Here is a 17695-nt window from a genome sequence, read left to right on the forward strand (position 1 = left end):
CGACGTAGTCTTTGACAGGATCACGGCGAAGTGATCACGAGAATCCAGGGAGTTGGGTGTTGTCCAAGCCTGTGCTGCTGACCGTGGACGACGACCCGGGGGTGTCCCGGGCCGTGGCGCGGGACCTGCGCCGCCGCTACGCCGAGACCTACCGGGTGGTGCGCGCCGAGTCCGGCCCGCAGGCGCTCGACTCGCTGCGCGAGCTGCGGCTGCGCGGGGACGACACCGCCCTGCTGCTCGCCGACCACCGCATGCCGGAGATGACCGGCGTGGAGTTCCTGGAGCAGGCCATGGACCTGTTCCCGTACGCCCGGCGGGTGCTGCTGACCGCCTACGCCGACACCGACGCCGCGATCCGCGCCATCAACGTGGTCGATCTCGACCACTACCTGCTCAAGCCCTGGAACCCGCCGGACGAGAAGTTCTACCCGGTGATCGACTCGCAGCTGGAGGCGTGGCGGCGGACCGAGCGCACCACGCCCGGCGAGCTGCGCGTCGTCGGGCACCGCTGGTCCAACCGCTCGTACCAGGTCCGCGACTTCCTGGCCCGCAACCAGGTGCCCTACACCTGGCTGCTGGACACCTCGCCCGAGGCCGCCGAGCTGCTCAAGGCCGCGGGCGACCCCGAGCTCCCGCTGGTCGTCACCGCCGACGGCACCACGCTGTCGGCTCCCACCGACGCCGAGCTGGCGGCGGCGGTCGGCCTGTCCACCTCCCCCGAGGCCGACTTCTACGACCTGGTCGTGGTCGGCGGCGGTCCCGCCGGGCTCGGCGCGGCGGTGTACGGGGCGTCGGAGGGCCTGCGCACCGTGCTGATCGAACGGCACGCCTCGGGCGGCCAGGCCGGGCAGAGCTCGCGCATCGAGAACTACCTCGGCTTCCCCGACGGCGTCTCCGGTGCCCAGCTCGCCGACCGTGCCCGCCGCCAGGCCGAACGCTTCGGCGCCGAGCTGATCACCACCGGCAAGGTCACCGGCCTGGAGACCCGCGGCCAGGCCCGGGTGGTCCGGCAGGCCGACGGCTCCGAGATCGCCGCCCACGCCGTCATCCTCGCGACCGGGGTGTCCTACCGGCGGCTGGACGCGGCCGGCCTGGACGACCTCGTCGGCGTCGGCGTCTACTACGGCGCGGCGATGGCCGAGACGCCGGGCTGCACCGACGAGGAGGTGTACGTCGTCGGCGGCGCCAACTCGGCCGGGCAGGCGGCCGTCAACCTCTCCCGCGTCGCCAAGCGCGTGCACATCCTGGTCCGGGCCGGCGGCCTGGAGAAGTCGATGTCGCACTACCTGATCCAGCAGATCGCGGGCATCCCCAACATCGAGGTCCACACCCGGACCGTCGTGGTGTCCGGCGAGGGGACCGACCACCTGGAACGGCTCACGCTGTCCGGCCCCGAGGGCGAACGGACCGTGGACGCCCACTGGCTGTTCGTCTTCATCGGCGCCGAGCCCCGTACCGAATGGCTCGACGGCATGATCGAACGGGACGCGCGCGGCTACGTGCTGACCGGCCCCGACCTCGTCGCCGACGGACGCCGCCCCGCGGACTGGCCGGTCACCCGCCAGCCCTACCACCTGGAGACCAGCGTGCCGGGCATCTTCGCCGCGGGCGACGTCCGGGCCGACTCGATGAAACGGGTGGCGTCCGCGGTCGGCGACGGAGCCATGGCCGTCGCGCTCGTCCACCGCTACCTGGAACAGTCATGATCCGCCACGGCCACCTCACTCCTCTCGCCCTTCTCCGTCCAGACAAGGCGGCGCCATGAGCCAGACCGTCACGCCCGAAGACCTGCGCCCGCTGTTCCTCTTCGAGCGGCTCGACGACGAGCAGCTGGCCTGGCTGTGCGAGTACGGCTCGGTGCGCTCGTACGGCGAGAACGAGATCGTCTGTGCGCAGGGCGAGCCCGCGGAGTTCTTCTTCGTCCTGCTCGACGGCGAGATCGCGCTCTCCCAGCTGATCCACGAGCACCAGGCCGAGCTGACCCGCGGCTCCAATCCCGGCGTGTACGGGGGCGCCGTGATGGCCTACCTCGACGACCGGATCGAGCAGAAGTACGCGCACACGCTGCGGGCCACCGCGCCCACCCGGATGTTCGCGCTGCCCGCCCGCAAGTTCGGCAAGGCCGTCCGCGAGTGGTTCCCGATGGCGACGCACCTGCTGGAGGGCATCTTCTTCGGCATGAACAACGCCCGGCGCATCATCGACCAGCGGGAACGGCTGACGGCGCTCGGCACCATCACCGCGGGCCTCACCCACGAGCTCAACAACCCGGCCGCCGCGGCCTCCCGCGCCAGCGCCGAGCTCGGCGACCGGCTCGTCTCCGCGCACAAGCGGCTGGCCGAGCTCGCGTCCGCCGGTGTCGACTGCGAACGGCTCGGCAAGCTCGTCCACCTGCGCGAGCACCTCAGCGAGCCGCAGGCCCGCCCCCGCACGCCGATGGAGATCAGCGACGCCGAGGACGAGCTGGGCGACTGGCTGGAGGACCACGCCGTCGAGGGCGCGTGGGAGCTCGCTCCGGGCCTGGTCGCGGCCGGGCTCGGCGTGGCCGACGCCGAGGAGGTGGCCGCCGTCGCCGGTGACCGCCAGCTCCCCGCCGCCATGCGCTGGCTCGCCGAGGTCATCGAGGTCGGCCAGCTCCAGGCGGAGATCTCCGACGCCACGGGCCGCATCACCACCCTGCTCGACTCGGCGCGCCAGTACTCGCAGCTCGACCGCGCCCCGTACCAGCGCGTCGACCTGCGCCATCTCCTCGACAGCACGCTCACCATGCTCAAGCGCAAGATCGGCAATGTCCGCGTCGTCACGTCCTACGACCCGGGCCTGCCCGAGGTGCCCGTCTACGCGGCCGAGCTCAACCAGGTGTGGACCAACCTGATCGTCAACGCCCTCTACGCCATGAACGGCGAGGGCACCCTCACCATCACCACCGCCCGAGAGAACGACCACGCCCTGGTGGAGGTCGCTGACACCGGCGTGGGCATCACCGAGGAGCACCTGCCCCGCATCTTCACGCCGTTCTTCACCACCAAGCCGGTCGGCCAGGGCACGGGCCTCGGCCTCGACATCTCCTGGCGCATCGTCGTCGACCGCCACAACGGCGACATCCGCGTGGAGTCAAGGCCCGGCGAGACCCGTTTCGAGGTGCTCCTGCCCCTCACCGACGCCTGACCGCTCCCCCGCGGGCCGTCAGAGGACGGAGACGTGGACGTGGTCGTAGTGGTTGGCGGTGACGCTGCCGCGGTCGGACATGGCCTTCCAGCTTCCGCCGCCGCGCATGTCGTAGATCCGCTGACGCCAGATCACGTACTTCACGCCGTAGCGTGATCCGTTGCTGATGACGAACTGCGCGACCGCGTCGCCGTGGGCGCGGGCACCGGAGCTCGGCATGCTGCCGCCGGTGCTCTCCATGAAGTCGCACGCCCGGCCCGAGCCGTGGTCCTGCGGGTCGCCGGGGCGGGAACAGCCGATCGCGGGGAACGGGCCGAACCTGCCGTCGATGGCCAGCATCAGCGTGCGCATGCGGCTGGTCATCGAGGGGCCGATGAGCGGGGACTTGGTCTTGGGCGCGCCGTCGGGGCGGCCGGGGGTGGTGGGGACCTCGGGCTTGTACTTGGCGAGCAGCTTCTTGACCCGCGCCCGCTGCCCCTCCAGCTCGTCGATCTCCTTGCGCACGGCGGCCAGCTTGGCACCGGCCGCCTGCTGCGACCGGGTGGCCTGGCTCGCCAGGGACTCCAGGCTCTGGATGCGCCGCCCGGTATTGCGGGCGAGGTGCTCGACCATGGTGATGTCGCGGATGGCCGCCTTCGGATCGCCGGCGGTGACCGTCGGGATCGTGTCGAGCCTGCCGCTCATGTACGTGGAGGCGGCGAACCGGCTCAGGTCGGCCCGAGCCGTCTCGAAGTCACGGGTCAGCCGGTCGGCCTCCAGGCCCGCGCGCTCGGCCGCCCGCTTGGCCTGGTCGAGAGAGATCAGCTCGCCGCGGTACTCCTTGTTGAGGGCGTCCGCGCGCTTCTTGAGCTTCGCGTACTCCTTCTTGAGGTCCTTGGGTTTCGCCGCCGGGGCGCTGACGGCGCCGCCCGACGACGGGGGAAGCGCCGCGGAGGCCGCCACGACCAGGGCGAGGGCCACGCAGCGTCTGCGCAGCGACGTTTTACCGGCGAAGCGTCGTTTTCGGCCGAGAGGGTCAAGGGCCGCCACTGATCTCCTCCGAATCATGCAGAAGATTGGCGGCACGCTACCACAATCGGCCAATTAGCCTCAGAAGTTCCAACAAACACACAGAGTTACAGGTGCACTACCGAAAGGTGACCGCTCGACAATAGCGACGACCGGACCGCTCCAATTGGAGACGGCCCGGCCGCTAGGGCGTGTTTCATAAGTCGCGTCCGTAGCGAGCGGCGTCCAGGTGCGTGCATCGCAAGGCGGAGGAGGGAGTCAGCCCGGGTTTGGCTGTCGACCGCTTGTCCGGGGTCCCCGCCGAAACGCGGAGCTCTGCGGAGCGTTTTGGTGGGGTGGGGCGACAACGCGGCGAGGCGCGTGCCTGGGCGTCGCGCAGTAGGACAGGGGCTTATGAACACGCCCTAGAGCCCGACGAGCTCCTCCCAGCGTGGGACGCGCAGCTCCCAGCGCAGCCGCATCCCGGCTTCCTCAGGCGTACGGTCGCCCTTGCGGTTGTTGCACTTGCCGCAGGCGAGCACGGTGTTGTGCCAGGTGTCCGCGCCGCCCCGCGACTGCGGGAGCACGTGGTCGATCGTGTGGCCACGCTTTCCGCAGTAGCCGCACAGGCCCTGGTCGCGCAGGTAGACGCCCCGCTTGCTCCACGGCGGGCGCCTCCCATGCCTCCAGCGCATGGCGACGTACCTGACGAGGCGCAGCACCCGCGGTACGGGGAAGTGACCGAAGGTCCGGCCCTCCTCCGCCTCCTCCACGACGGCGACCCCGCGCACCAGCATGCGGATGGCATGCCGCAGGTCGACCTTTTGAAACGGCTCGTACGACGCGTTCAGAACCAGCACCGTCACCACGACCACCTCCCTTCCGCCCCGCCCGCCGCCCATCAACCGACGAGCTTCGCTCGGCAGCCTGTTCGGCTCCTCCGCCAGGATTCGAACCTGGATATCCGCATTAACAGTGCGGCGTTCTGCCTTTGAACTACAGAGGAATGAGCAGACAATTCCTGGGGTTCCGGCTTTCCGGCACCACCATTAGAGTGCCCACCCGACCCTACGCGGGCAACGGATTTTCGCGCTGATACACGGTGTCTCGGGCATGGGCGAGCCCTCCTGATCCTGCGGCGGCCCGGTCGGGCCGCGGCTGGTACCAGAATGGCCGACGGGACGGGGTCAGCGCACCAGAGCGTGATTCTGGGGATAAGTCAGCCGGGGAGGTCGGCGGCGGAGGCCTGGTACTCGCGAGATTCCCGCTGGTGGCGGAAGCCCAGCTCCTCGTTGACGGCCAGCATGTGGACGTTGTCGCCGGCGTTGTCGGTCTCGATCTCGCGGACCTCGGGGCGTTCGTGCCGCAGCCAGTCGAGCATCGCGGCCTTGACCCAGATGCCCAGCCTGCGGCCCCGGTGCTCGGGGACCACGGCGGTGTCGTACTGCGCGGCGCGCTCCGGGCCGACGGCGGGCACGACGATCTCGGTGAAGCCCGCGATCACGGTGCCCTGGACGGCGGCCACCGTGTAGAGGCGGTCACCGCGCTTGTTGACCATCTCGGCCATCTCGCGGACCCGGTCGGAGTCCCACGGCACGCCCTCGTACGCGGACATGTCGGCCATGGCGTGCTTGGCGCGCGCGAGGGCGGCGGCGTGCTCGTCGGGCACGACGCCCTGCCAGCGGACGAGTTCGTAGCCGGGCGGACCCGCCGCCACCAGCGCGGTGACGCGTTCGGGGGGGACGTCGTCCAGGTCGAGCAGCAGGCCGCTGAGGGTCAGGACGCAGCGGAAGCCGTGCGACTCCAGGAACGGGATCGCCGGGGTCTCCGCCGAGACCTGGGCCAGCACGCTGGAACGGCCGTCCGCGCGCAGGCCCGCCGCCGCCTCGGTGAGCAGCCGGGTGCCGATGCCCTCGCGGCGCCGGTCGGGGCGCACCCGGATGTCGATCTCGCCGGGCCGGTCGGCGCCGGGCTCCCCCGGGAGCCGGAGCGTGGCCACGCCGATCATCTCGCCGGCGTCGAGGGCCGCCCAGAACCGCTGCCGGGAGGCCTGCTCGGCGCCCAGCAGCCGGGCGGCCGTGTGCTCCGGCTCGGGGGCGTCTCCGTCCGGGTCGTCGGCGTGCACGGCGAGGAGCACGGCGTGCCACTGCCGGATCTGTTCGTCCGTCGGATCATCGACCACGATGACGTCCATCCGCCATTTGTAGCGGATTCCGAGCGGGCACGAGCCGCACCCGGCCTAACCCATGCCCCGAAACCGTTCAGGATCCCCCCTCAGGACCGCCGGGTGAACGCCCCGAGGATGCGTTCGGCCGCCAGAGCGGGGGTGAGCCGTCCAGCGGCGACCTGCTCCTCCAGCTCCGGCGCGATCTCTCGTACGGCCGGGTGCTCGTGCAGTTCGGTCAGCAGCCGGTCGCGGACCATGGCCCAGGTCCAGCCGACCTGCTGCCTCCGGCGGCGCGCGTCGAGCTCGCCGGACTCCTTGAGACGGTCCTGGTGGTCGACGATGTGCCGCCAGACCGTGTCGAGGCCGGTGTTCTCCTTCGCACTGCACGTGAGGACGCGGATGCCGCGGACCCGTTCGTCGCTGCGCAGCAGGCGCAGCGCCCCTGCCAGCTCGCGGGCCGCCTTCTCGGCCTCCAGCGCGTGGTCGCCGTCCGCCTTGTTGACGGCGATCACGTCGGCGAGCTCCAGCACGCCCTTCTTGATGCCCTGCAGTTGGTCTCCGGTGCGGGCGAGGGTGAGGAAGAGGAACGAGTCGACCATCTCGGCGACGGCCGTCTCCGACTGCCCGACCCCGACGGTCTCGACGAGGACGATGTCGTACCCGGCGGCCTCCATCACCACCATCGCCTCGCGGGTGGCCTTCGCGACGCCGCCGAGCGTCCCCGCGGTGGGCGAGGGCCGGATGAAGGCGGCGGGGTCGGCGGCGAGCCGGTTCATGCGGGTCTTGTCGCCGAGGATGCTGCCGCCCGTCCGGGTCGAGGACGGGTCGACGGCCAGCACCGCCACCCGGTGCCCGTCCGCGGTGAGGTCGGTGCCGAGCGCGTCGATGAACGTGGACTTGCCGACGCCGGGCACGCCCGTGATGCCGACCCGCCGGGCGCCTCCGGCGTGCGGGGTCAGCTCGACCAGCAGGCGCTGGGCGAGCTCCCGGTGGTCGGGACGGCTCGACTCCACCAGCGTGATCGCGCGCGCGATCCACGCCCTGGAGCCCTCCCGTACCCCCTCGACGTAGTCCTCCAGCGGTTTCACGTGTCGCTCACGCGGCGTGTCCCAGCCTGGCCGACAGCTCCCGCAGCAGGCCGAGCGCGGCGTCCGCGAGCACGGTGCCCGGCGGGAAGATCGCCGCGGCCCCGGCGGCGCGGAGCTCGTCGAAGTCCTGGGGCGGGATGACGCCCCCGACGACGATCATGATGTCGTCGCGGCCCAGGGCGGCCAGCTCCGCGCGCAGCGCGGGCACCAGGGTGAGGTGCCCGGCGGCGAGCGAGTTCACTCCGACGATGTGCACGTCGGCCTCGACCGCCTGGCGGGCGACCTCGCCGGGCGTCTGGAAGAGCGGGCCCACGTCGACGTCGAAGCCGAGGTCGGCGAAGCCCGTGGCGATGACCTTCTGGCCGCGGTCGTGCCCGTCCTGGCCCATCTTGGCGACCAGGATGCGCGGCCGCCGCCCCTCCGCCGCCTCGAACTCGGCGGTCGCGGCGCGGGCCTGCTCGATGGCGCTCACCTGGCCTGCCTCCTCCCGGTACACGCCGGAGATCGTACGGATCTGCGCGGCGTGCCGCCCGTACACCCGTTCCAGCGCGTCGGAGATCTCGCCCACGGTGGCCTTGGCCCGGGCGGCGTCGATGGCCAGGGCGAGCAGGTTGTGCGCGAGGTCGTCCGGGCGGGTGCCGTCCTCGGCGGCCTGCGCGGCGTTGGCCAGCGCGGCCAGCGCGGCCCGCGTGTCGGCCTCCGACCGTTCCTCGCGCAGGCGCCGCAGCTTCTCGATCTGCTGGGCGCGCACCGACGCGTTGTCGACCTTGAGGACCTCGATGCGCTCGTCGGCGCCGGGGCGGTACTTGTTGACGCCGATGACCGGCTGCCGGCCCGAGTCGATGCGCGCCTGGGTCCGGGCGGCGGCCTCCTCGATGCGCAGCTTGGGCAGGCCCTCGTCGATGGCCTTGGCCATGCCCCCGGCCGCCTCGACCTCCTCGATGTGGGCCCACGCCCGGCGCGCCAGGTCGTAGGTGAGCCGCTCGACGTACGCGCTGCCGCCCCACGGGTCGATCGTGCGGGTCGTGCCGGACTCCTGCTGCAGCAGCAGCTGGGTGTTGCGGGCGATGCGGGCCGAGAAGTCCGTCGGCAGCGCGAGCGCCTCGTCGAGCGCGTTGGTGTGCAGCGACTGGGTATGGCCCTGCGTCGCCGCCATCGCCTCGACGCAGGTGCGCGCCACGTTGTTGAAGACGTCCTGGGCGGTCAGCGACCAGCCCGACGTCTGCGAGTGGGTGCGCAGGCTGAGCGACTTGGCGTTCTGCGGGTCGAACCGCTTGACCAGCCTGGCCCACAACAGCCGCGCCGCACGCAGCTTGGCGACCTCCATGAAGAAGTTCATGCCGATCGCCCAGAAGAACGACAGGCGCGGCGCGAACGCGTCGATGTCGAGACCCGCCTCGCGGCCCGCCCGGATGTACTCGACGCCGTCGGCCAGGGTGTAGGCCAGCTCCAGGTCGGCCGTGGCCCCGGCCTCCTGGATGTGGTAGCCGGAGATCGAGATGGAGTTGTACTTCGGCATCCGCCGCGACGTGAACGCGAAGATGTCGGAGATGATCCGCATCGAGGGCGCCGGCGGGTAGATGTAGGTGTTGCGGACCATGAACTCCTTGAGGATGTCGTTCTGGATGGTCCCGGCCAGCTGCTCGGGCGCCACCCCCTGCTCCTCGGCGGCCGCGATATAGAGCGCCAGCACGGGCAGCACCGCGCCGTTCATGGTCATCGACACGCTCATCTCGTCCAGCGGGATGCCGTCGAACAGCTGCCGCATGTCGTAGATCGAGTCGATCGCCACCCCGGCCATGCCGACGTCGCCCGCGACGCGCGGGTGGTCGGAGTCGTAGCCGCGGTGCGTGGCCAGGTCGAACGCGACGGACAGGCCCTTCTGGCCCGCGGCGAGGTTGCGCCGGTAGAACGCGTTGGACTCCTCGGCGGTGGAGAACCCGGCGTACTGGCGGATCGTCCACGGCTGCGTCGCGTACATGGCGGGGTAGGGACCGCGCAGGTACGGCGCGATGCCGGGGTAGGTGTCGAGGAAGTCCAGCCCGGCCAGGTCGTCGCCGGTGTAGAGCGGCCGGACGCCGATGCCCTCGGGCGTGTCCCACGTCTGGGCGTCCGGGTCCTGCCCGGTCGACTCGGTGACGGCCGCGCGCCACCGCTTGGCGGCATCGTCGGCGCAGCCCGGCGTGCCGAGCTCGATCTCGGCGAAGTCGGGGATCATCGGCTCACTCCCAGGTCGTGGAGGGTGGTCTCCAGTACCTCGACCGCGTCGCATCCGGCGAAGATCTGTGCGTCCACCCCGTCGAAGGAACCCTTGCCCGCGAGCCACACCTTGATCGCACCCGCGTCCTTCAGTATGCGCGCGGCATCGGCCGCCCGCTCCGCGTAGAGCCTGTCGCTGGAACAGAGGCAGGCCACCGCCGCGCCGCTGCCCGCGAACTCCTCCGGCGCCCCGCTGACGGTCTCGATGCCGCCCGCCTGGAAGAGGTTGGCGGCGAACGAGGCGCGGGCGGTGTGCACGGCGATCGGCCCGAGTGTGGCCAGGAAGACCTTGGGACGGGCGCCCGTCGCCTCGGCGTGCGCGTCGGATCTGTCGCGCAGCGCCTCGAAGTCCTGTGCGTACCGTACGAGCGGCAGCCCGCCGTCCGGCTGCTCGGGGGCCGGGGACCGCTCCGGCAGCTTCTCGTTCAGGTTGGGGAACTCGCTCACCCCGGTGAGCGGCGCCTTCCTGCGCGCGATGTCCTTGCGGCGCCGCGCCCAGGTGGCCGCCAGCCGGTCGGCGACCAGCCCGGAGCCGAGGGCCGCGGCCAGTCCTCCGGCCTTCTCGATGTCGGTGAACCACGCCCACGCGGCCTGCGCGAGGTCTTCGGTGAGCCGTTCCACGTACCAGGAGCCGCCCGCGGGATCGACGACGCGCGCCAGGCTCGACTCCTCCAGGAGGAGCGTCTGGGTGTTGCGCGCGATCCGCCGGGCGAAGTCGTCGGGCAGGCCGAGCCTGGCGTCGAACGGCTGGACGGTGACCGCGTCGGCGCCGCCGATGCCGGCCGCGAACGCCGCCACGGTGGTGCGGAGCATGTTCACCCACGGGTCGCGGCGGGTCATCATCGCCGACGACGTGACCGCATGGACGCGCATGACGGTGCCGTCGGCGGCCCCGCTCACCTCGGCCACCCGCCGCCACAACCGCCGCGCGGCGCGCAGCTTGGCGATGGAGAGGAACTGGTCGGCGTTGACCGCCAGCCTGAACTCCAGCTGCCCGAACGCCTCGTCGACGCTCAGCCCGGCGTCGGTGAGCGCCCGGAGGTAGGCGACACCGGCGGCCACCGCGGCGCCGAGCTCCTCCGTGTCGCTGCCGCCCGCGTCGTGGTAGACGGTGCCGTCGACGGTGACCGCGCGCAGCTTGGGGAAGTCACGTACGCACCGTGCGGCCAGCTCCGCGACCCGGCCGAGGCCGGCGTCGGGACCGCCCGTGCGGGCCTTGAGCCCCAGGGGGTCGGCACCGAGGTTGCCCGACACGTTGGCCGCCTGGTCGCGCTCCTGGGCCAGCGCGAAGAGCGCCTCGGCCGCCTCGGCGGTGTCGCTGCCCGCGTCCAGCACGACCGGCGCCAGGTCGAGGTACACGTCGCGCAGCGCCTCAGGCAGTGCCGCCACCGGCAGGCCCGCCGCGCCGAGGGTGAGCCACACCGACGTCGCGCCGTTCTCCAGGTCGGCGAGGACCGCCTGACGGGTGACGGCCGGATCGGGATGAACGTGGCGCTGCCGGACGTCCCAGCCGGCCAGGCCCTCGCCGTCCGGACGGACCTCCCGCACGTACGGCGCCAGCCCGGGACGGCCGGGCACCGTGTCGTCCCTGGTGTAGAGGGCGGCGATCGGGACGCCGTCGTAGGAGTCGCGGGCCAGCAGCCCCTCGATCTCGTCCAGGGGCGTGTCGTCGGCCGCTGCGCCGGACTTGCGCAGCACACCCTTCACCAGCTCCCGCCACCGGTCCCGCTCAGCCGGAGGGAAGGCGGCGGCCAGGTCGAGTTCTTCAGGCGGCACCGTCATGGCAGGGATGGTAAGCGAGTGCGTACTTGTCATGATGAGCGGGGTCCCTTGACCGACCAGTCTATGACGTACGCCACAATGCCCGATCGGGCCGTCCGCTAACCCCGGAGCGGCGTCCGGAGCGCCCGTTGCTAAGGTTTTCCGCGGCAAGGTCCGTTCACGAAGGTTAGAGGTAGCACGCATGTCGAGTGGCAGCCACGCGGGACGGCCGAAGTCCTGGGTCGCGGTGACGATCATCTTCATCGGTTTCGCGCTCGGCGGCGTCGCGCTCGTCCTCGGCCCCAACTGGCCGATGTTCTGGGGCGGCTCGGCGGTCATCCTGATCGGCTGTGCGGTCGCCTGGGCGGTCGACATCATGACCGACGTCATCGTCGACGACCCGCGCCAATAGTGATCTTCAACCGGCCCCCGTTCGAGGAGCGGATCGCCGCCCGGCAGCGCGAGCGGGGGCCGCTGAAGCCCGGCAGGTACTTCGAGCACGCCCCGGCCAGGACCCTCTTCGCCGTCGGCATCGCCATGGTCGTGCTCATGCACGTCGCGGCCATCGTCATGATCTTCTTCGAGCCGGGCCGCTAGCAAAGCCCTCCCCCACCACGTAACGTCGAAGAGGCGTCGCCGCAGAGGTGGTGGGATGGCCCTCAGATTCGGTGTCGAAGAGGAGTACTTCGTCGTCGACCCGGTGTCGAGACGCGTCGTTCCCCGCGCCCCGGCCGTCGTGGCCCGCGCGTCCGCCGATCTCGGCGACCGCGCCTCCACCGAGCTGGTCGCCTCCGTGGCCGAGGCCAAGACCTCGCCCTGCGACGACCTCACCAAGCTCGACGAGCAGATCCGCACGATGCGCGCCGCGATGGCGGCCGCGGCCGCCGCCGAGGACCTGCGCCTCGCCGCCACCGGCACCCCGGTCCTCGGCGACCCGGTGCCTCCCCCGATCAGCCGCGGCCCCCGTTACGCCGACAGCCTGGCGCACTACCGGGCACTCGACGACGAGATGAGCATCTGCTCCTGCCACGTGCACGTCGGCATCGCCGACCGCGCCCTCGCGGTGGAGGTGAGCAACCACCTGCGTCCCTGGCTCCCAACACTCCTGGCGCTCGCGGCCAACTCGCCGTACTGGGCGGGCCGCGACACCGGCCACGCCTGCTGGCGCGTGATGTCGTGGGCTCGCTGGCCCGTGGCCGGTCCCCCGCCCTTCTTCCGCTCCCTGGCCCACTTCGACGAGACCGTCGAGAGACTCCTCGCCTGCGGCGCGCTGATGGACCCGGCGACGCTCTTCTGGGACGTCCGCCCGTCCATCCGGTTCCCCACCATCGAGATCAGGCTGGGCGACGTGGCCCTGACCGCCGACGACGCCGTGCTGTTCGCCGCCCTCACCCGCGCCCTCGTCCAGCGGTCGGTCACCGCCGTCGAGAGGGGCGTTCCAGCGCCGGACCCCGCGCCCGAGACGCTGCGCGCGGCCTGCTGGCTCGCCGCCCGCGACGGCCTGTCCGGCACGGGCCTCGACACGTTCACCGGCAGGCCCGCCGCCCAGCGCGACCTCGCCGCGGGGCTCCTCGCCCACGTCCGCGACGCCCTCCAGGACAGCGGAGACCTCGACCACGCGACCATCGGCCTGCGCCGCCTCCTGACCACCGGCACCGGAGCCCACCGCCAGCGAGCCGCCTTCCGCCGCCGCGACCGCCTCACCGACGTGGTCGACGCCGCCGCGCTCCGAACCCTGGCCAGCGCAGGCGGCGCCGCCGACAACATGGGGTGAGCTCGTTCGGAACGAAGTGGTCACCGGCGGCCAGGACACGGACGGTCAGCGCGGCTGGAGGGATTCGGTCGGGGTGTTGAACGCGAGGAGGGCTACGTCGCCGTCCTCGACGCGGATCTCGGTGAGGGCGCAGTTGCGCACGGACGGGAACAGCCTCCGGTAGCCCGGAAGCGGGAGTCCGAGGAGGGTGCAGAGGGCCAGGCGGATGGCGGTGGTGTGGGCGATGACGAGGATCCGCTTGTCCGGGTGCCGCCGGGCGATGTCGTTCAGGCACGCGGTGAAACGGCCAGCGGCGGCGGCCGGGTCTTCGCCACCGGGCAGGTGCCCGTTCACCGGGTCGGCGTGGAACGCCTGGAGCGCCTCGGGGAACCGCTGGCGCATCTCCGCCCGTGTGAGGCCCTCGGCACGGCCGAAGTTCAGTTCCCGGAGCCGTTCGTCGATGCAGAGCGGGAGCCCGGCCGCCTCGGCGCACGGCTCGGCGGTGAGCCTGGCGCGCGTCAGGTCCGACGACCACACGGCGGCGAGGCCGGCCGTCCTCGCCCAGTCCGCGAGCCGGCGTGCCTGGTCGAGACCGCGCGGGGTGAGCGGCACGTCGGTGACCCCCGCGTAGCGGTTCTCCGCGTGCCACGTGGTCTCGCCGTGGCGCACCAGAACCAGTCGGGTCATCGTGAGGTCCTTTCCCCCGGGCGTGCGTCATTCTCGTCGAGGACGAAGCCGCGTCGCACCAGAATGGACGGCGTGATCTCTTCTCTCCTCCCGCAGAGCGGCACGGCCGACGCCCGGGACCGGCGGGTCGCGGTGCTTCCCGTCGGCAGCTTCGAGCAGCACGGCCCGTTCCTCCCGCTGGCGACGGACACCGTGATCGCGTGCACGGTCGCCCAGGAGATCGCCGCCGCGTATCCCGTCCTCCATCTCCCGCCCGTGACGATCTCGTGTTCGCACGAGCACGCGGACTGGCCGGGCACCGTCAGCATCTCGGCGCGGACGCTGCACGCGGTGGTCCGGGACATCGCGGAGTCGCTCGGCCGCTCAGGCGTTCCCCGGCTCGTCCTGGTGAACGGTCATGGCGGCAACTACGTGCTCGGCAACATCGTCCAGGAGGCGCATGGCGCGATGGCCCTCTTCCCTGGCGTCCAGGACTGGGAGGCGGCGCGGGAGGACGCCGGGATCGAGACCTCGCTTGACAGCGACATGCACGCGGGCGAGATCGAGACGTCCATCCTGCTGCACGCCCATCCGGGGCTCGTGCGGCCCGGTTACGAGTCCGGCGACCACCTGGCCGATGATCGCAAGCATCTGCTCACCCTCGGCATGGCGGCCTACACCCGGTCGGGCGTGGTCGGGCGGCCGTCACTGGCCTCGGCCGGCAAGGGCAAGGACCTTCTCGCGAGCCTGGTCAGGTCGTTCGGCGAGTACCTCGCCCTCCTGGACCGGGACACCGGCGCGGCGGCGGGCGAGCAGTAGGACCGCGGCGCCCGGCAGGCTCGCGATGAGCGCGAGCACGCCGTAGACCACGGCGACGGTGAGGCCCTGCGACGCGCCGAGCCCGGCGGTGCCGAAGGCCAGCGTCGAGGCCGCCTCCCGCGGTCCCCAGCCGCCGACGTTCACCGGCAGCGCCATCACGACCAGGGCCACGAGCGCCAGGGGCACGAGGTCGGTGATCGGAGCGGTCACGCCCGCGAGCCGTCCCGCGACGACGAAGAGGGCGACGTATCCGGCCAGGGTCGCCGCCGAGAGGAGCACGACGCCCGGCCAGACGCTCCGCGAGACCACGGCCAGCGCGGCGGCCGCGGCGAGCACGCACAGCAGCACGGCACCGACGGCCCGGCCGGGCACCACACCGCCGGCCGACAGCATGACGGCGAGGGCGACGACGATGAGCACGGCCTGCCCGGCCGCGCGTTCCAGGACCACCGCCCGTACGCTCCGGCGGACGTCCCCCTCGTCCCTGCCGTGGCTCACCGCTCGGTGGACGTCGCCAAGCACGCCCGCCGGGAGCACCGCGTTCAGGAACAGCGCCCGGTAGTAGTCCGCGACGGCCGTCGTCATCGGCAGCCGCAGTCCGAGTCCCCGCGCCACGAGGCTCCACCGGGCGGCGCTGAGCACCGTGGTCAGTACGCCGATGGCGAGGGCGGCGACGGCGGGACCGGCGCCGATGACACGGAACGCGTCGAGGAAGGCGTCCGTGCTCTGCCACCACACGAGGACGGTCAGGATGACGACTCCGCACAGGGTCCGCTTCACGATGGCTCCACGAGCAGGTCGGTGTGGTGGACGACGACGCGCAACGCGCCCTGCGCGCAGGCGTCAAGGCGCCGCCAGAGGTAGTCCCGGGCCCGTGGCTCCAGGCCGGGCCGCTGCTCACAGGCCGCGCCGACCCAGCCGCGGAGCCACTCGGAGGTCAGCGCGGCGTGGTCCGGGCGGCCGAGCCGCCACGGGCTGGGATAGGCGCGCACCTTGGCGCCATGACGCTCGAACGCCTCGGTGGCCGCGGCCACGGCGGCCGGCCCGAGGAGCCCGGACCGCCGCTGGTGGTCGTTGAACGCGGCCTCGATCTCGGTGTCCAGGGGATCGGCGGGGGTCAGCTCGACTCTGCCGGTGACCGAGAGCGTGAGCAGGGCCGGGCAGCGGGCACCCGCGATCGCCTCGGCCAGCGCGGCCAGTTCGCCGGACGTGAGCAGGTCGAGCAACGCCGAGGCGGTCACCAGCGAGGCGTCGGCCAGGTCGGCGGTGCGGAGACCGGTGATGTCGCCTTCCCGGGTCTCGGTGGTCACCGGGCTCCCGTCGGCCGCGCGGTCCGGCATGGTGCGCGCCGCGCGCCGCAGCAGCTCGGCATCCCGGTCGTGCAGGACCCAGTGCTGGGGGCCGGTCAGCCGTCCGGCGAGCCAGCGTCCCATCGAACCGGTGCCGCAGCCGAGGTCATGGATGGTCCGCCGCGGCCCGCCCGCGGGCAGCGCGTCGACCGGCCGCGCGGCGCGGGCGGCGGCGTCGGCGTCCTCGCGGAGTGCCAGCCAGCCGGGGCTGAAGCGGGGAGCGAGCCGGTCCAGTACGGCGGCCATGCGCCGCGCGGTCTCCTCCCATCCCGTGAGCGTCCCGCGCCGTTCCCAAGCTGCGGCCCTGAGCCGTCTCCGCAGCTCGTCGTCGCCCAGCCACCGGCGCAGCGCGGCGGCGAGCGCGGGCACGTCGTCCGGCGGTACGAGCAGGCCCGGGATTCCGCCGTCGCGCACGTGCCCGAGCGCCTCGGGCACGCCGCCGACCGCCGTCGCCAGCACGGGAACGCCCCGGGCCAGGGCCTCGGTCACGACCATGCCGTACGTCTCGGCGCGGGAGGGCAGGAGCAGCAGGTCGGCGCCGGCGTACTCGGCGTCCAGCCGCTCACCGGTGCGCGGACCCGCCAGCTCGATCCGGGCGGCGAGCCGGTGCCGCTCGATCGACCGCCGCAGGTCGCCGGCGTGGTCCGGGGCGCGGCCGGACGGGCCGGCGAACACGCAGGTCCACGGCAGGTCCGCGACGGCCGCGAGAGCCTCGACGAGCAGGTCGTGCCCCTTGCGCGGGGTCAGCGAGCCGACGCACAGCAGCCGCGTCCCCGTGTCCGTGCCCGCCACCGGCGCGGCCGGATCGACTCCCGGGGGCACGACATGCACCCGTCCCGGCGCCAGCCCGTGGCGGTCGATCAGGTGGCGCGCGGCCCAGTGGCTGGTGGCCACGACGGCGCCCGCCGCGTGCAGGGTCTCGTGCTCCAGTACGTTCAGCTCGGCGGCCACCTCAGGCGGCAGCCCGGTCTCGTCGGCGAGCGGCAGGTGCACCAGGACCGCGAGCCGCAGGCGCCGCGCCTGGGGCACCACGACGTCCGGCACACCACAGGCGACGAGCCCGTCGAGCAGCACCACGGAGCCGTCGGGCAGGGCGGCCAGCGCCCGTGTCAGCCCCGCCTTCGCCGCCTCGTCCGGCCGCGGCCACGTGCCCGGCACCGCGATCTCGCCCGCCGTGGCCAGGTGGCGGCGGAGGCGGCGGTCGTAGAGGTTCCCGCCGCTGGGCACGGCCGCGTCGTCGACATCACCGGGCACGACGACGTACGGAAGGTTCATAGGGCACGCTCGTAACTCGCCCAGGCGACGTGCGACTCGTGCAGCGTGACGGTGATGCCCTCCAGACCGCGTGCCCCTTCGCCGAGGAGTCCCTCGTTCACCCGCCCGGCGAGCCGGTCGGCGATGACCTTGGCCAGGAACTCGGTCGAGGTGTTGACCCCGGCGAACTCCGGCTCGTCGTCGAGGTTGCGGTAGTTGAGCTCGCCGAGCAGCGCGCGCAGCTCCCGGGTGGCGAGGCCGATGTCGACGACGAGGTTGTCCGCGTCGAGGCCGGGGCGCCGGAACGTCGCGTCCACGACGAAGGTCGCGCCGTGCAGCCGCTGCGCGGGCCCGAACACCTCGCCGCGGAAGCTGTGGGCGATCATCACATGGTCGCGGACGGTGATGCTGAACAACGGGCGCT

16 protein-coding genes and 1 tRNA gene are annotated in these 17695 nt (G+C 72.5%); 6 read left to right on the top strand and 11 right to left on the bottom strand.

Going from position 1 to position 17695, the window contains the following annotated elements; all coding sequences use genetic code 11:
* The first annotated feature begins 56 nt into the window (after positions 1-56).
* A complete protein-coding gene (locus ABD333_RS15565; RefSeq protein WP_344541506.1) occupies positions 57-1706 on the top strand; it encodes an FAD-dependent oxidoreductase in 1650 nt (549 codons plus the stop codon).
* Between the two features lie 55 nt (positions 1707-1761).
* Complete coding sequence (locus tag ABD333_RS15570) at positions 1762-3168, top strand: ATP-binding protein (RefSeq protein WP_344541508.1); 1407 nt, start codon at positions 1762-1764, stop codon at positions 3166-3168.
* Between the two features lie 18 nt (positions 3169-3186).
* On the opposite strand, the gene ABD333_RS15575 is transcribed toward ABD333_RS15570, so the two are convergent.
* The 7 genes from ABD333_RS15575 to ABD333_RS15605 form a co-directional block, all read right to left on the bottom strand.
* Positions 3187-4197, bottom strand: a complete 1011-nt coding sequence (locus ABD333_RS15575; RefSeq protein ID WP_344541510.1) for a coiled-coil domain-containing protein — start codon at positions 4195-4197, stop codon at positions 3187-3189.
* Positions 4198-4580: 383 nt separating this feature from the next.
* The gene (locus ABD333_RS15580; protein ID WP_344541512.1) at positions 4581-5021 is read right to left on the bottom strand and encodes an HNH endonuclease; all 441 of its coding nucleotides are present in this window, start codon (positions 5019-5021) and stop codon (positions 4581-4583) included.
* Between the two features lie 69 nt (positions 5022-5090).
* Positions 5091-5161 (bottom strand) — tRNA-Asn (locus tag ABD333_RS15585).
* A 213-nt stretch (positions 5162-5374) separates the two neighbouring features.
* Complete coding sequence (locus ABD333_RS15590) at positions 5375-6349, bottom strand: GNAT family N-acetyltransferase (protein WP_344541514.1); 975 nt, start codon at positions 6347-6349, stop codon at positions 5375-5377.
* A gap of 80 nt (positions 6350-6429) precedes the next feature.
* Positions 6430-7410 carry a methylmalonyl Co-A mutase-associated GTPase MeaB gene (meaB, locus tag ABD333_RS15595; RefSeq protein ID WP_344541516.1) on the bottom strand — a complete coding sequence of 327 codons (981 nt, stop codon included), beginning with the start codon at positions 7408-7410 and terminating at the stop codon, positions 6430-6432.
* 7 nt (positions 7411-7417) lie between these two features.
* On the bottom strand, positions 7418-9628 hold the full coding sequence (gene scpA / locus ABD333_RS15600; protein WP_344541518.1) for a methylmalonyl-CoA mutase: 2211 nt from the start codon (positions 9626-9628) through the stop codon (positions 7418-7420).
* Positions 9625-11451: a methylmalonyl-CoA mutase family protein gene (locus tag ABD333_RS15605; protein WP_344541520.1), complete on the bottom strand. Its 1827-nt coding sequence runs from the start codon at positions 11449-11451 to the stop codon at positions 9625-9627. The genes scpA and ABD333_RS15605 overlap by 4 nt, the downstream gene beginning before the upstream one ends.
* A 181-nt stretch (positions 11452-11632) precedes the next feature.
* Here ABD333_RS15605 and ABD333_RS15610 point away from each other — a divergent pair, with 181 nt between their 5' ends.
* From ABD333_RS15610 to ABD333_RS15620, 3 genes are read left to right on the top strand one after another with little or no spacing between them, the layout of a single operon-like run.
* Entirely contained in the window at positions 11633-11842 is a 210-nt protein-coding gene (locus tag ABD333_RS15610) for an HGxxPAAW family protein (protein WP_344541521.1), read from the top strand.
* Positions 11842-12027, top strand: a complete 186-nt coding sequence (locus ABD333_RS15615) for a hypothetical protein (RefSeq protein WP_344541522.1) — start codon at positions 11842-11844, stop codon at positions 12025-12027. The genes ABD333_RS15610 and ABD333_RS15615 overlap by 1 nt, the downstream gene beginning before the upstream one ends.
* A 55-nt stretch (positions 12028-12082) precedes the next feature.
* Positions 12083-13204: a carboxylate-amine ligase gene (locus ABD333_RS15620; protein ID WP_344541523.1), complete on the top strand. Its 1122-nt coding sequence runs from the start codon at positions 12083-12085 to the stop codon at positions 13202-13204.
* Between the two features lie 45 nt (positions 13205-13249).
* Here the strand turns inward: ABD333_RS15620 and ABD333_RS15625 are convergent, their stop codons facing one another.
* Positions 13250-13870 carry a histidine phosphatase family protein gene (locus ABD333_RS15625; RefSeq protein ID WP_344541524.1) on the bottom strand — a complete coding sequence of 207 codons (621 nt, stop codon included), beginning with the start codon at positions 13868-13870 and terminating at the stop codon, positions 13250-13252.
* A 63-nt stretch (positions 13871-13933) separates the two neighbouring features.
* Here ABD333_RS15625 and ABD333_RS15630 point away from each other — a divergent pair, with 63 nt between their 5' ends.
* A complete protein-coding gene (locus ABD333_RS15630) occupies positions 13934-14668 on the top strand; it encodes a creatininase family protein (RefSeq protein ID WP_344541525.1) in 735 nt (244 codons plus the stop codon).
* Here ABD333_RS15630 and ABD333_RS15635 read toward each other — a convergent pair.
* Genes ABD333_RS15635 through ABD333_RS15645 form a run of 3 tightly spaced genes read right to left on the bottom strand, consistent with a single transcriptional unit; the run spans position 14555 to position 17687 of the window.
* The gene (locus ABD333_RS15635; protein WP_344541526.1) at positions 14555-15448 is read right to left on the bottom strand and encodes a lysylphosphatidylglycerol synthase transmembrane domain-containing protein; all 894 of its coding nucleotides are present in this window, start codon (positions 15446-15448) and stop codon (positions 14555-14557) included. The two genes, ABD333_RS15630 and ABD333_RS15635, sit on opposite strands and share 114 nt — an antisense overlap.
* Positions 15445-17292: a glycosyltransferase gene (locus tag ABD333_RS15640; RefSeq protein ID WP_344541527.1), complete on the bottom strand. Its 1848-nt coding sequence runs from the start codon at positions 17290-17292 to the stop codon at positions 15445-15447. The genes ABD333_RS15635 and ABD333_RS15640 overlap by 4 nt, the downstream gene beginning before the upstream one ends.
* On the bottom strand, positions 17289-17687 hold the full coding sequence (locus tag ABD333_RS15645) for a 6-pyruvoyl trahydropterin synthase family protein (RefSeq protein ID WP_344541528.1): 399 nt from the start codon (positions 17685-17687) through the stop codon (positions 17289-17291). The genes ABD333_RS15640 and ABD333_RS15645 overlap by 4 nt, the downstream gene beginning before the upstream one ends.
* Positions 17688-17695 lie beyond the last annotated feature (8 nt).

The sequence above is a fragment of the Actinomadura fulvescens genome, from assembly GCF_039533225.1.
GTDB classification, from domain to species: domain Bacteria; phylum Actinomycetota; class Actinomycetes; order Streptosporangiales; family Streptosporangiaceae; genus Spirillospora; species Spirillospora fulvescens.

Bases quoted from the DNA above. Each gene is read 5' to 3' on its own strand.
- ABD333_RS15570 (WP_344541508.1), top strand. From the start codon at position 1,762: ATGAGCCAGACCGTCACGCCCGAAGACCTGCGCCCGCTGTTCCTCTTC.
- ABD333_RS15590 (WP_344541514.1), bottom strand. From the start codon at position 6,349: ATGGACGTCATCGTGGTCGATGATCCGACGGACGAACAGATCCGGCAG.
- scpA (WP_344541518.1), bottom strand. From the start codon at position 9,628: ATGATCCCCGACTTCGCCGAGATCGAGCTCGGCACGCCGGGCTGCGCC.
- ABD333_RS15605 (WP_344541520.1), bottom strand. From the start codon at position 11,451: ATGACGGTGCCGCCTGAAGAACTCGACCTGGCCGCCGCCTTCCCTCCG.
- ABD333_RS15610 (WP_344541521.1), top strand. From the start codon at position 11,633: ATGTCGAGTGGCAGCCACGCGGGACGGCCGAAGTCCTGGGTCGCGGTG.
- ABD333_RS15620 (WP_344541523.1), top strand. From the start codon at position 12,083: ATGGCCCTCAGATTCGGTGTCGAAGAGGAGTACTTCGTCGTCGACCCG.
- ABD333_RS15625 (WP_344541524.1), bottom strand. From the start codon at position 13,870: ATGACCCGACTGGTTCTGGTGCGCCACGGCGAGACCACGTGGCACGCG.
- ABD333_RS15630 (WP_344541525.1), top strand. From the start codon at position 13,934: ATGGACGGCGTGATCTCTTCTCTCCTCCCGCAGAGCGGCACGGCCGAC.
- ABD333_RS15640 (WP_344541527.1), bottom strand. From the start codon at position 17,292: ATGAACCTTCCGTACGTCGTCGTGCCCGGTGATGTCGACGACGCGGCC.